This window comes from Crossiella sp. CA198, from assembly GCF_052078295.1.
Taxonomy (GTDB): Bacteria; Actinomycetota; Actinomycetes; order Mycobacteriales; family Pseudonocardiaceae; genus Crossiella.
This window is the reverse complement of sequence record NZ_JBQJIM010000001.1, coordinates 69,062-81,384: the sequence shown is the minus strand read 5'-3', so window position 1 is coordinate 81,384 and position 12,323 is coordinate 69,062. Positions and strand designations below refer to the sequence as shown.

Annotated in this window: 12 protein-coding genes; 11 read left to right on the top strand and 1 reads right to left on the bottom strand. The window is 70.8% G+C overall.

Annotation, left to right across the window (positions count from 1 at the left end; genetic code table 11):
- Position 1 precedes the first annotated feature (1 nt).
- The gene (locus tag ACTOWY_RS00400; RefSeq protein ID WP_441307583.1) at positions 2 to 1,249 is read right to left on the bottom strand and encodes a glycosyltransferase 87 family protein; all 1,248 of its coding nucleotides are present in this window, start codon (positions 1,247 to 1,249) and stop codon (positions 2 to 4) included.
- Between the two features lie 124 nt (positions 1,250 to 1,373).
- Between ACTOWY_RS00400 and ACTOWY_RS00395 the strand changes: the two genes are divergently transcribed.
- The 11 genes from ACTOWY_RS00395 (at position 1,374) to ACTOWY_RS00345 (ending at position 11,609) form a co-directional block, all read left to right on the top strand.
- Positions 1,374 to 2,021 (top strand): response regulator transcription factor, encoded by a 648-nt coding sequence (locus ACTOWY_RS00395; protein ID WP_441307582.1) that lies wholly within the window; start codon positions 1,374 to 1,376, stop codon positions 2,019 to 2,021.
- 146 nt (positions 2,022 to 2,167) lie between these two features.
- Positions 2,168 to 3,532: an amino acid permease gene (locus ACTOWY_RS00390; RefSeq protein ID WP_441307581.1), complete on the top strand. Its 1,365-nt coding sequence runs from the start codon at positions 2,168 to 2,170 to the stop codon at positions 3,530 to 3,532.
- A 25-nt stretch (positions 3,533 to 3,557) separates the two neighbouring features.
- Positions 3,558 to 4,211, top strand: coding sequence for a ribulose-phosphate 3-epimerase (rpe, locus tag ACTOWY_RS00385; RefSeq protein ID WP_441307953.1), 654 nt, complete (start codon positions 3,558 to 3,560; stop codon positions 4,209 to 4,211).
- Entirely contained in the window at positions 4,208 to 5,245 is a 1,038-nt protein-coding gene (gene ribD / locus ACTOWY_RS00380) for a bifunctional diaminohydroxyphosphoribosylaminopyrimidine deaminase/5-amino-6-(5-phosphoribosylamino)uracil reductase RibD (RefSeq protein WP_441307580.1), read from the top strand. Before rpe ends, ribD begins: the two co-directional genes overlap by 4 nt.
- 20 nt (positions 5,246 to 5,265) lie before the next feature.
- On the top strand, positions 5,266 to 5,883 hold the full coding sequence (locus tag ACTOWY_RS00375; RefSeq protein WP_441307579.1) for a riboflavin synthase: 618 nt from the start codon (positions 5,266 to 5,268) through the stop codon (positions 5,881 to 5,883).
- Entirely contained in the window at positions 5,880 to 7,127 is a 1,248-nt protein-coding gene (locus ACTOWY_RS00370) for a bifunctional 3,4-dihydroxy-2-butanone-4-phosphate synthase/GTP cyclohydrolase II (protein WP_441307578.1), read from the top strand. The genes ACTOWY_RS00375 and ACTOWY_RS00370 overlap by 4 nt, the downstream gene beginning before the upstream one ends.
- Positions 7,124 to 7,603 carry a 6,7-dimethyl-8-ribityllumazine synthase gene (ribH, locus tag ACTOWY_RS00365; RefSeq protein ID WP_441307577.1) on the top strand — a complete coding sequence of 160 codons (480 nt, stop codon included), beginning with the start codon at positions 7,124 to 7,126 and terminating at the stop codon, positions 7,601 to 7,603. Before ACTOWY_RS00370 ends, ribH begins: the two co-directional genes overlap by 4 nt.
- 5 nt (positions 7,604 to 7,608) lie before the next feature.
- The gene (locus ACTOWY_RS00360; protein WP_441307576.1) at positions 7,609 to 8,076 is read left to right on the top strand and encodes a PH domain-containing protein; all 468 of its coding nucleotides are present in this window, start codon (positions 7,609 to 7,611) and stop codon (positions 8,074 to 8,076) included.
- 21 nt (positions 8,077 to 8,097) lie between these two features.
- Positions 8,098 to 8,919 (top strand): alpha/beta fold hydrolase, encoded by an 822-nt coding sequence (locus ACTOWY_RS00355; protein WP_441307575.1) that lies wholly within the window; start codon positions 8,098 to 8,100, stop codon positions 8,917 to 8,919.
- A gap of 69 nt (positions 8,920 to 8,988) precedes the next feature.
- On the top strand, positions 8,989 to 9,441 hold the full coding sequence (locus ACTOWY_RS00350) for a Rieske (2Fe-2S) protein (RefSeq protein ID WP_441307574.1): 453 nt from the start codon (positions 8,989 to 8,991) through the stop codon (positions 9,439 to 9,441).
- Positions 9,442 to 9,734: 293 nt separating this feature from the next.
- A complete protein-coding gene (locus ACTOWY_RS00345) occupies positions 9,735 to 11,609 on the top strand; it encodes a BTAD domain-containing putative transcriptional regulator (protein ID WP_441307573.1) in 1,875 nt (624 codons plus the stop codon).
- The last annotated feature ends 714 nt before the right edge of the window (positions 11,610 to 12,323 follow it).

The following is a 12,323-nucleotide window of genomic DNA, read 5'->3' as shown; positions in this document are numbered from 1 at the left end:
ATCACCGGCCGACCGGGGTCAGCGTGACCTGGTCGGCCGGGCCGGACAGCTCGGCCGACTTCGGCGTGAACAGCGTCGGCGCGGCGACCAGGATCACCACTGCCAGGACCGAGTAGCTGTTGCCGAGCACGTGCTGGAACAGGTTCCAGCCGAGGTGGTCGTAGTAGGAGAACCACCAGTGCGGTGACAACACGGTGACCAGGCCGAACCCGCCGGCCAGCCACAGCGGCAGCCGGTTGCCGCTCCGGATGCCGTGCACTACCAGGCACAGCAGCGCCGGGGCGGCCCACACCCAGTGGTGCGACCAGGACACCGGCGAGACCAGCAACCCGCCCAGGGCGTTCAGCGACAGCGCCCACGGCAGGCCCACGGTGTCCAGGGCGTGCCGCATTCCGCGCAGCAGCAGCACAAGCACACCCAGGCACAGCAGCAGCCACAGGATGTTCAGCGTGGCGCCCTCCAGGCCGGTGCGGGCCAGGAAACCCTTCAGCGACTGGTTGCCGGGGTAGGTGGCGCCGCCGATCCGGCCGGTGTCGAACAGGGTCGAAGTCCAGTACTGCACCGAATCCCGCGCGGACAGCGCGAAACCGAGCGCGGTCGCACCGAGGAAACTGAGCACGGTGACCACCGCGGCGCGGCGATCCTTGTTCAGCAGGAAGAACAGCAGGAACACCGCGGGGGTGAGCTTGATCGCGGCCGCGACGCCGATCAGCAGGCCGCGTGGCCAGCGCGGCGCGCGGACCAGGCAGTCCAGGGCCACCATGGCCATCAGGATCGCGTTGATCTGCCCGAACCCGGCAGTGCCGCGAACCGGATCCAGGGCCAGGGCCAAGGGGAACACGGTGAGCAGCGCCCACGGCACCCGGCCCGGCGAGCTGACCCCGAGTCGCTTGAGCACCAGCGCCAGCACCAGTGCGAGCAGCCCGGCGGTCACCGCGTCCAGCAGCAACGCCGCGCTGTCCCAGGACATCCAGGTCAACGGCACGAACAACATCGCGGCCAGTGGGGGATAGGTGAACGGCAACGCCACCCCGGCCTGGGTGAGCGGCAACTGACCGTACAGCTCACCGCCGTCCAGCCACATCTGCGCGCCGATCCGGTACACGTCCAGATCGATCGGCGTGGTGAACAGGAACAGTCCCTGATCACCCCAGCGCACCACCAACGCGGTCAACGCCACCAGATTCGCCAGCACGATCCCGGCGCGCCCGAGTGGGCTGCGCCACAGTTTCGCCAACGTGGCGTGCATCGGCCACCTCCACCCTCCACTCCGGACGCAACACACGGCCGGCTGCGGAGTCAGGTGTATGTGGCGGCGGTTATCGGGCCGCTAAGGACGATCTTTATGGATCGCTGACAGAACAGGGGTCGGGATGCGGGTGCTGTTGGGCGAGGCCGGGCACCGGGGGGTCGCGGACGAGGTGGAGTCGTTGCGGCGACTGGCGATCTCGGTCGACCACTGCCGGAACATGGGCGCGGTCCTGGAACGGGTCGGCGTGCACGACTACGACGTGCTCGTCGTCGGCCAGGAACTGCCCGGCTGGGAATTCCTGTGCGCCAAGGCATCCGTGCTGTCCCCGGGCTCCCGGCTGTTGCTGGTCACCGGCCCTGGCGTGCGGGATCGCATCCAGGGCCTGGAACTGGGCGCCGACGACTGCCTGGCCCGGCCCTACGCCTTCGCCGAACTCCTGGCCAGGATCCGCGCGCTGGCCCGACGATCCAGCCCGGCGCTGCCGCCGGTGCTCGAACACGGCGGCCTGGTCCTCGACCTGCCCCGGCACCGGGCGCTGCGCGACGGCACGCCGTTACTGTTGTCCCCCAAGGAATTCGCCGTCCTGGAAGTGCTGCTGCGCGCTCAGGGCGGCGTGGTCAGCACCGAGGAACTCCTGGAGAAGGCCTGGGACGAACACGCCGACCCGTTCACCAACGCGGTCCGGATGGCGGTGATGACCCTGCGCCGCAAACTGGGCCAGCCCAACGTGATCCGCACCGTCCCCCGGGCAGGCTACCAACTCGTCTAGTCCACTGTGGACAGTGCATCCCGGGGAGTGACCTCGGACACAACCAGGCCCCACCCGTCGCTCACGCTGCGTCGCCAGGCAGCATGCTCCTCTGGAGCACATGCGCCAGCGGTCCCGCCATCCGCTGTCAGAGAGAGGCGACGGACGTGGAAGAGCAGGGGCTGCGCAGAGAGCTGACCGGCAGGCAGGTCGGCATGATCGCCATCGGCGGGGCCATCGGCACCGGGCTGTTCCTCGGCTCCGGACTGGCCATCTCCCTGGCCGGACCCGCGGTGGTGCTGGCCTATGTGGTCGCCGCGGTGGCCGCGCTGGCCCTGGCCTACGCCCTGGCCGAGATGACCGTGGTGCACCCCGAACCCGGCGGCTTCGGCACCGTCGCGCACCGCTACCTCGGACCCATGGCCGGGTTCGTGCAGCGCTGGATCTACGTGGCCGCGCAGGTGGTCAACATCGGCAGCGAGGTCGTCGCCGCCGGGCTCTACGCGCGGTTCTGGTTCCCGCAACTGCCGCTGTGGCTGCCCGTGCTGCTGTTCTCCCTCGGCGTGCTCGCGGTCAACTTCGCCTCGGTGAAGTTCTTCGGCGAGTTCGAGTACTGGTTCGCCATGATCAAGGTCGCCACCATCGTGGTGTTCGTCCTGCTCGGCGCGGCCTACCTGGCCTTCGGCCTGCCCGGCCACCCCTCGCCCGGCCTGTCCGCCTGGAACGACGGCGGCTTCGCGCCCAACGGGCTCGGCGCGGTCTGGCTGGCCGTGGCCGTGGTCACCTTCTCCTACCTGGGCACCGAGGCCGTCGCGGTCACCGCCGCCGAATCCAAGAACCCCGGCCGGGACGTGCCCCGCGCCGCCCGCACCATGGTCGCCAGGCTGGTGCTGTTCTACGTGCTCGGCATGGCCGTGGTGGTCAGCGTCGTGCCCTGGCGGGAAACCGCCTCCGCACAGGGCATCACCGAAAGTCCGTTCGTGAGGTTGTTCACCTTCGCCGGCATCCCCGCCGCCGCCGGGATCATGAACTTCGTCATCCTCACCGCCGCCCTCTCCGCGATGAACACCAACCTCTACCTCAGCTCCCGGATGCTCTACTCCCTAGCGCGCGACGGGCTCGCCCCGCGGGCACTGGCCAAGGTCTCCGACCGCGGCTCGCCCACCCGCGCCCTGGCCGTCTGCGCACTCGGCCTGGTGATCGCCGTGCTGGTCTCCATCCTCTCCCCGGCCGAGGCGTTTCCGCTGCTCGTGGGCCTGGCGCTGTTCGGGGCCCTGGTCGCCTGGATCCTGATCTTCGCCACCCAGCTGGCCTTCCGGCACAAGCGCGCCGCCGCCGGTCTGCCGCCCTCGCCGGTGCGGCTGCCCGGCGCGCCCTACACCACCATCGCCGCCATGCTCTTCGTCGCCGCGGTCCTGGTCACCACCGCCTTCACCGAACAGTTCGCCACCGCCTGGCTGGCCGGTGTCCCGTTCCTGCTCATGCTCGTGGGCGCATACCTGCTGTCCAGGCGGCGTCAGCCGGCGGCATAGACTGCCCGGCGTGTGCCGCCAGCCGATGATCGCGCCGTCGATCCTCTCCGCCGATTTCGCCCGTCTCGCCGAGGAGACCGCCGCCGTGCGCGGCGCCGACTGGCTGCATGTCGACGTGATGGACGCGCACTTCGTGCCGAACCTGACCCTCGGCCTGCCGGTCGTGCAGTCCCTGCTCAAAGCCACCGACATCCCGATCGACTGCCACCTGATGATCGAGGACCCGGACCGGTGGGCCATCGGCTACGCCGAGGCCGGGGCCTACAACGTCACCGTGCACGTCGAAGCCGCCAAGGACCCGATCGCCCTGGCCCGCAACCTCAAGGCGGCCGGGGCCAAGGCCGGGCTGTCGGTCAAACCCGGCACCCCCCTGGAGCCCTACCTGGACGTGCTCAAGCACTACGACACGCTCCTGGTGATGTCCGTCGAACCCGGCTTCGGCGGCCAGTCCTTCATGCCCGAGGTACTGGACAAGGTGCGCACCGCCCGCCGCCTGGTCGACACCGGCCACCTCACCCTGGTGGTGGAGATCGACGGCGGCATCAACGACGACACCATCGAAGCCGCCGCCGAAGCCGGGGTGGACTGCTTCGTGGCCGGTTCCGCCGTCTACGGCGCGCAGGACCCGGCCGCCGCCGTCAGCGCGCTGCGCGCCAAGGCCGCCGCGGTCCGGGGATGAGCCCCCAGGACCGGCTACCCCTGGTCGAGGCGATGCGCACGGCCATCGCCGCCAGCACCGCCGTGCTCGGCACCACCAGCCCCAACCCGCCGGTCGGCGCGGTCATCCTGGCCGCCGACGGCACCGTCGTCGGCGTCGGCGCCACCCAGCCCGCTGGGGGCCCGCACGCCGAGGTCATGGCCCTGCGTGAAGCGGGGGAGAAGGCCCGCGGCGGCTGCGCCGTGGTCACCCTCGAACCCTGCAACCACACCGGCCGCACCCCACCCTGCGTCGACGGCCTCCTCGAAGCCGGGGTCGCCGAGGTGCACTTCGCCGTCGCCGACCCCAACCCCAAGGCCGCCGGTGGCGCCGACCGGCTGCGCGCGCACGGCGTCGAGGTCAGCAGCGGCCTCCTGGACGAGCAGGTCCGGCGCGGGCCACTGCGGGCCTGGCTGCACTACGCCCGCACCGGCCGCCCGCACGTCACCTGGAAATACGCGGCCACCCTGGACGGGCGGGTCGCCGCCGCGGACAGCACCAGCCGCTGGATCAGCTCCCCGGAATCCCGCGCCGAAGTGCACGAACTCCGCCGCCAGGTCGACGCGATTTTGGTCGGCCGCGGCACCGTGCTCGCCGACGACCCCGAACTCACCGCCCGCGCCGCCGACGGCGGCCTCGCCGACCGGCAGCCCCTCCGGGTGGTCGTCGGGGCAGGAGAACTGCCGGTCGGCGCCCGGGTGCGCAACGATCTCGCCGAAACCCTGCACCTGCGCACCCACGAGCCCAAGATGGTGCTGGCCGAACTCGCCGCCCGCGGCGTGGTGGACGTGCTCCTGGAAGGCGGACCCCGCCTCGCCGGGGCCTTCGTCGCCGCCGGACTCGTCGACCGGGTGCTGCTCTACCTCGCCCCCGGCCTGCTCGGCGCGGGTCCCGCCGCGCTCGCCGAGGCCGGGGTGGGAACGATCGCGGACACCGTGCGGTTGCAGTTCGAAGAGGTCGGCATGAGCGGACCGGACGTGCGGATCAGCGCGGTGTTCCCGCGCCAGGCCGACTAAGACAACACAGGAGTGACGACGTGTTCACCGGGATCGTGGAGGAACGAGGCCACCTCGTCGCGGTCGAGCAGCTCACCGACGCGGCGCGGATCACCGTGGCCGGACCGCTGGTCACCTCCGACGCCAAACACGGCGACTCGATCGCGGTCAACGGCGTCTGCCTGACCGTGGTGGAGGCCACAGACGGCGCCTTCACCGCCGATGTCATGCGGGAAACCCTCCAGCGCAGCAACCTCGGCAAGGCCGCCGCGGGTGACCCGGTCAACCTGGAACGCGCCGCCGCCCTCGGCCAGCGCCTTGGCGGGCACATCATGCAGGGCCACGTCGACGGCACCGGCAGCATCGCCGCCCGCGAACCCTCCGAGCACTGGGAGATCGTCCGGGTCAGCATCCCCCCGGCGCTGTCCCGCTACCTGGTCGAGAAGGGCTCGGTCGCCATCGACGGCGTCTCGCTCACCGTGGTCGAGGTCGGCGCCGACTACTTCACCGTCAGCCTCATCCCCACCACCCTCGACTTGACCACACTTGGTATCCGCCAGCCAGGGGACCAGGTCAACCTGGAAGTGGACGTGCTCGCGAAGTACGTCGAGAAGCTCGCCAGCGGGGCCATCGAGGCCGCTACCAAGGAGACCCGGTGACCGAATTCGACACCATCGAGGCAGCCATCGCCGACATCGCGGCGGGCCGTCCCGTCATCGTGGTCGACGATGAGAGCCGGGAGAACGAAGGCGACCTCATCTTCGCCGCGGAGAAGGCCACCCCGGAGCTGATCGCCTTCACCGTGCGCTACACCTCCGGCTACATCTGCGTGCCGCTACCCGAATCCGACTGCGACCGGCTCGACCTGCCGCCGATGTACCACACCAACCAGGACGCCCGCGGCACCGCGTACACCGTCACCGTGGACGCCCGCGCCGGTGTGTCCACCGGCATTTCCGCCGCCGACCGGGCCCACACCATCCGGCTGCTCGCCGACGCCGACTCCACCGCCGCCGACTTCAACCGGCCCGGCCACGTGGTCCCGCTGCGCGCCAAGGAAGGCGGCGTGCTGCGCCGTCCAGGCCACACCGAAGCCGCCGTCGACCTGGCCCGCCTCGCCGGACTCCGGCCCGCCGGGGTGCTGTGCGAGGTGGTCAGCCAGAAGGACGACGGCGACATGGCCCGCCGCGACGAGCTGGAGGTCTTCGCCGCCGAACACGACCTCAAACTGATCAGCATCGCCGACCTCATCGCCTACCGCCGCCGCTTCGAGAAGCAGGTCCAGCGGGTCGCCGAAGCCCGCATCCCCACCGCGCACGGCGAATTCCGCGCCGTCGGCTACGACAGCCTCCTGGACGGCATCGAGCACGTGGCCCTGGTCACCGGCGAGATCGGCGACGGCGAGGACGTGCTGGTCCGGGTGCACTCCGAATGCCTCACCGGCGACGTGTTCGCCTCGCTGCGCTGCGACTGCGGACCCCAGCTCGACGCCGCGCTGGCCGCGGTCGCCGCCGAAGGCCGCGGCGTGGTGCTCTACATGCGCGGCCACGAAGGCCGCGGCATCGGCCTGATGCACAAACTCCAGGCCTACCAGCTGCAGGACGCGGGCGCGGACACCGTGGACGCCAACCTCGCCCTCGGTCAGCCAGCCGACGCCCGCGACTACGGCACCGGCGCGCAGATCCTCTCCGACCTGGGCATCCGCTCCATGCGGCTGCTCACCAACAACCCGGCCAAACGCGTCGGCCTGGAAGGCTACGGCCTGCGGGTGGCCGACCGGGTGCCGATGCCGATCCGGCCCAACCCGGAGAACCTGCGCTACCTGCGCACCAAACGCGACCGGATGGGCCACGAGCTGTACGACCTCGAGAACCTCGGGGCGGAGACGGGAGACCGGGCATGAGCGGGGCAGGACGGCCGGAGATCGAGGTCCCGGAGGCAGGTGGGCTCAGCGTGGCCATCGCCGCCACCCGCTGGCACCCGGAGATCACCGACCTGCTGGTCGAACGCGCACTGGTGGCCGCGGCCAAGGCCGGGGTGCCCGAACCCACCGTGGTCCGGGTCGCCGGGGCCATCGAACTGCCCGTGATCTGCCAGGAACTGGCCCGCCGCTACGACGCCGTGGTCGCCCTCGGCGTGGTCATCCGGGGCGGCACCCCGCACTTCGAGTACGTCTGCGACGCGGTCACCGACGGCCTCACCCGGATCGCCCTGGACGAGTCCACCCCGGTCGGCAACGGCGTGCTCACCTGCGACACCCTGGAGCAGGCCCTGGACCGCTCCGGGCGGCCCGGCAGCGCCGAGGACAAGGGCTTCGAGGCGTGTGTGGCCGCCATCGACACCGCGGTGACCCTGCGCGAACTGCGGGGTGGAAAATGACGGTCGTGGCTGAACAGACGAAGACGGAACCGGCCAGGCCGGCGACCGTCGTGCTCCGCCCGCACCTGATCCGGATCATCGGCTTCACCCTGGCCCCGATCCTGGCCATCGCCTTCGGCAGCGCCGGGATCTTCATGCGGGTCACCTACACCGGCGCGCACTTCCGGATCTCCGACCAGGTCGCCATGGTCATCGTCGGCCTGCTGCTGGCCGCCGGGGCCCTGGTGCTCACCCGGCCGCGGCTGATCATCACCGAGGACGGCGTGGACGTGCGCGGGTTCATCGCCCGCAAACAGCTGGCCTGGACCGAGATCCTCGGCATCTCCTTCCCGGACAAGGCCTACTTCGCCAAACTCGACCTGCCGCACGACGAGCACTACCCGGCCATCGCCATCCAGTCCTGGGACGGCCCGCGCGCGGTCAAGGCGATCCGGATCCTGCGGGCGAGGTACGCGGCCGCGCGGCCGGAGTGAGAACCGGATACGTTGGGGCACATGGAGATCCGTCTCGGTGAGCTGACCTTCGACGTCGCCGTGTCCGGCCCGGCCGACGGGCCCGCGGTACTGCTGCTGCACGGCTTCCCCCAGTCGCACCACTGCTGGGACGAAGTCGTGGAGCAGCTCAACGCCAGCGGCTACCGCACCATCGCCCCCGACCAGCGCGGCTACTCACCGCTCGCCCGCCCAGCCGCCGTCGCCGACTACGACATCCCGCTGCTGGCCGCCGACGCGGTCGGCATCCTGGACGCCCTCGACCTGCCCCAAGCCCACATCGTCGGGCACGACTGGGGCGCCATCGTGGCCTGGAACCTCGCCGTCCGGCACCCCGGGCGGGCGCTGACCCTGACCGCGCTGTCCGTGCCGCACCCGGCCGCCTTCGCCTGGGCCCGCGAGCACGACCCCGACCAGCGGCAGCGCTCCACCTACATCGACCTGTTCCGCACCGAGGGCAAGGCCGAGGACGTGCTGCTGGCCGAGGACGGCGAACGGCTCAGGCAGACCCTCACCCCGCCGCTGACCGCCGACCAGGCCGCCCCGCACCTGGCCCTGCTCGGCAACCGGCCCGCGCTCACCGGCGCGCTCAACTGGTACCGGGCGATCAACCCCAGCCTCGGCGACCTCGGCCCCTGCACCGTGCCCACCACCTACATCTGGAGCACGCAGGACCGCGCACTCGGGCGGGCAGGCGCCGAGCGCTGCGTCCAGTACGTCACCGGCAAGTACCGGTTCGTCGAGGTCGAGGGCCTCACGCACTGGATTCCGGAACAGGCGCCGAAACTCGTGGCCGAGGAAATCATCAAGCTCGCCACCGCCTGAACCCGTCCGGGGAAGGTCGCGTAGTACAGGGCACGAACCGGACCGTCCACCCACCACAGGAGGTTCCCCGTGCCCGCTTCCGAGCTGTCAGGGCCCAGTCGACGCACCGTGCTGTGCGGACTGGCCGCCGCCCTGCTGGCCCCCGGCGCGCTCATCTCGGCCTGTAGCACCGGCGCGCCCACGGGCACCGGCACCGGCCAGCCGGGCACCGGCGCGCCACCCGCACCCGGCGGGGCCCTGGCCAAGCTGGCCGACATCCCGGTCGGCAAAGGCGCCGTGGTCACCGGCCCCAACGGGCCGCTGCTGCTGGTGCGCGCCTCGGAGACCGAGGTCAAGGCGTTCAACGCGGCCTGCCCGCACGCCGGGACCCCGGTGGACGCCCCGGTCAACGGCGTGGTCACCTGCTCCAACCACGGCAGCCAGTTCGACGCCAAGACCGGGGCCAAGCGGAAGGGGCCTGCCGAGACCGGCCTCACCCCGGTCACCGTCAAGGTGGCCGACGGACAGGTCCTCGCCGCCTGAGCGGACGGTCAGGCTTATGCTGGGAGAAGCAAAAGCACGCACTTGTTAACAACCGATGACGGCAGAGCCGGCGTCATAGCGCGGATTCCGCACAATGGGAACCCCCTGACGTCGGCTCTTTCGGGTGATCTCGGGCTTAAAGAATCTCTAAGCATCTCGCATGACACCTGAAGTTCGATCAGCGATGATTTCCCTTCACTCGATTGAACCGGCACAATTGCACCAATCGAGTGAGTAACTGCGATATACCAGTGCGTGCTGTGCCCCCGAGGGGGTCCGGAACGTGGAGGTAGATGAACATCCAAGTGTCCGTGCTCGGCCAGTTGGAGGTGCTGCGCGGCGGGGTGGCCATCACGCCGAGCCCACCAAAACTGCGTCAAGTGCTAGCTCTTCTCGCGGTCAGCGCGAACAGTGTCGTGCGCGTGGACGAGTTGATGGCCGAGCTGTGGGACGGAACCCCTCCGCCGACAGCCACCACCACCCTGCAGACCTATGTCTCCCACCTGCGCAAGCTGTTCGGGGCCACCGGTCGCAACGCCCCCGAATCCGCCTCCGTGGTGCTGCACACGCACCGCGTCGGGTATTCCCTGACGATGCCGTCGGGAACCCTGGACGTGCAGCGCTTCACCGAACTGGCCCAGCGCGGCCGCGGCGAACTGGAGAACGGCCTCCTCGATGAGGCCGCCGAATCGCTGCGTGGCGCGCTGGCGGTCTGGCGCGGCCCCGCGCTCTCCGATGTGGACCCGGGGCCGGTGCTGCGCGGGCATGTGGCGCGGCTGGCGGAGAGCCGGGCCAGCGTGACCGACCAGCGGATGGAGGTCGAGCTGATGCTCGGCCGCCACCACCAGCTCATCGGCGAGCTGACCACCCTCGCCGAGGCGCACCCCACGCATGAGGGCCTGCACACCAAGCTGATGCTGGCCCTGCACCGCTCCGGCCGCCGCTCCGAGGCGTTACGGGTCTTCCAGCGGCTGCGCGCCACCCTGGTGGACCGCCTCGGCCTGGAACCAGGCCCGGAGTTGCAGCGGCTGCACCGCACCCTGCTCAACGGCGGGGACGAGACCGAACCCGCGCCGCCGCTGACCACCCAGGTCCGCCCGGCGCCCAGCTGGGCCGAACCCCCGGCGCAGCTGCCGCCCGACCTGCCCTCCTTCATCGGCCGGGCCAGGGAACTCGCCGAGGCCGAGGCCCTGCTGACCGCCGGTCCGCAGAGCGCGCCGCCGGTGGTCTCGGTGGTCGGGCCGCCAGGGGTGGGCAAGTCGGCGTTCTGCACGCACGTGGCCAACCGGGTGCGCACCCGCTTCCCGCACGGCCAGCTCTACGCCGACCTGGGCGAGACCGAGCCGGAGGAGGCACTGGCCGGTTTCCTGCGCGCCATCCGCAGCCCGAACACCCCGCTGCCCACCGAACTCCGCGAACGCAGTCAGCTCTTCCGCAGTTGGACAGTGCAGCGCAAGGTCATCGTGGTCCTGGACAACGCGTGCAGCGCCGCCCAGATCGCCCCCCTGGTGCCCAGCGGCCAGGGCTGCGCGGTACTGGTCGCCTGCCGCCGCCGGGTCCCCTTCCGCGGCGCCGCCCTCACCGTCGACCTGGCTCCCCTGGGCGCCCCCGAGTCCCTGGAACTGCTCAAGTCCGTCATCGGCGCACCCAGAGTCGCCCAGGACCCCGGCTCCGCGCAGACCCTGGTCGACCTGTGCGGCGGCCTGCCCCTGGCCCTGCTCGCCGCCGCCACCCGGCTGACCCTGCGCCCGCACTGGTCCATCGGCCGCCTCACCGACCGCCTGGTCTCCGAGGACCAGCGGCTGCGCGAACTGGCCAGCGGCAAACTCGACGTACGCGCCAGCGTGGAAGCCAACTTCCGGCTCCTGGCCGGCCGCTACCGCACCGCCTTCGTCCGCCTAGGCTCCCTGCCCGGCGGCCCGATCTCGGTGGAACAGGCCGCCCTGGCCCTCAACGTGGACGAGGACGCCGCGGAAGCGGTCCTGGAGCGCCTGGTGGAGTTCCAGCTCGCCGAGGTCGCCTCAGCCGAACCAGCCAACCACAGCGCCTACTTCCGCTACCGCTTCCACCCCCTCATGCAACTGGCCGCCCGAGCCCTGGCCGCCGCAGGAGTCCTCGACGAACGCCCCCTCTCCTTCCCCCTCCTAACCACCCCCGGCGACCGCTAACCCCCACACAACAACGGCCAACACTCAACCCCCACCGAGTGTTGGCCGTTGTCGTACGCCGAGTTGGCCGTTATGGACGCCGAGTTGGCCCAACTCGTACGCCACGTTGGCCGTTGTGGGACGGGGCGGAGGGGTGAAACCCCCACGACGAGGGCCCTCGCGTGTTCTCCGTACGGCCTGGAGCATGCAGACCACACCCCGATGAGTGGCCCCTGCAACACAATCCGCCGCCGAACCCACCCAAGGTGACGGGGGCCGCTCATCGGGGTGTGGTTGGCTGGCGGAAGGCCGTGCGGAGAACACGCGAGCCCCCTCGGAGCCACGCTGGATCCGGCCCCGGCAGCACAATCTCCGCCCCGCAACCTGCTCGCCCGGGTGTTGATCTGCCTCCCCCCTCCGGTGGTCTGCCCGGCCGGCGAGGCCATCCTTTTTTGATCTTCGGCTTGAAAGTCAAGAGCGAAGATCAAGAGTTACAGGCGTCCTCGCCGGACGGGCAGGAATCAAAGGATGGGGGGAAGAACAAAGTCAAAGGCAAAGAGCAGTGCTCGTACGGTTCCCCATCCCCGTCAGCCCTCCGATACCAAACCACATCCTGGGCAAGCGGCCCGTTGCGGTTGGGAGGCTAGGGCCAAGCAGGTTGCAGGCCGCTTGCCCAGGATGCGGTGTGTCCTCTCCAGGCTGACGGGGATGGGGAACCGCTCGGGGAAGGTTTTC

Excerpts from the sequence above, each read along its gene's own strand:
- ACTOWY_RS00400 (WP_441307583.1), bottom strand. The coding sequence starts at position 1,249 with ATGCACGCCACGTTGGCGAAACTGTGGCGCAGCCCACTCGGGCGCGCC.
- ACTOWY_RS00395 (WP_441307582.1), top strand. The coding sequence starts at position 1,374 with ATGCGGGTGCTGTTGGGCGAGGCCGGGCACCGGGGGGTCGCGGACGAG.
- rpe (WP_441307953.1), top strand. The coding sequence starts at position 3,558 with ATGATCGCGCCGTCGATCCTCTCCGCCGATTTCGCCCGTCTCGCCGAG.
- ribD (WP_441307580.1), top strand. The coding sequence starts at position 4,208 with ATGAGCCCCCAGGACCGGCTACCCCTGGTCGAGGCGATGCGCACGGCC.
- ribH (WP_441307577.1), top strand. The coding sequence starts at position 7,124 with ATGAGCGGGGCAGGACGGCCGGAGATCGAGGTCCCGGAGGCAGGTGGG.
- ACTOWY_RS00355 (WP_441307575.1), top strand. The coding sequence starts at position 8,098 with ATGGAGATCCGTCTCGGTGAGCTGACCTTCGACGTCGCCGTGTCCGGC.
- ACTOWY_RS00345 (WP_441307573.1), top strand. The coding sequence starts at position 9,735 with ATGAACATCCAAGTGTCCGTGCTCGGCCAGTTGGAGGTGCTGCGCGGC.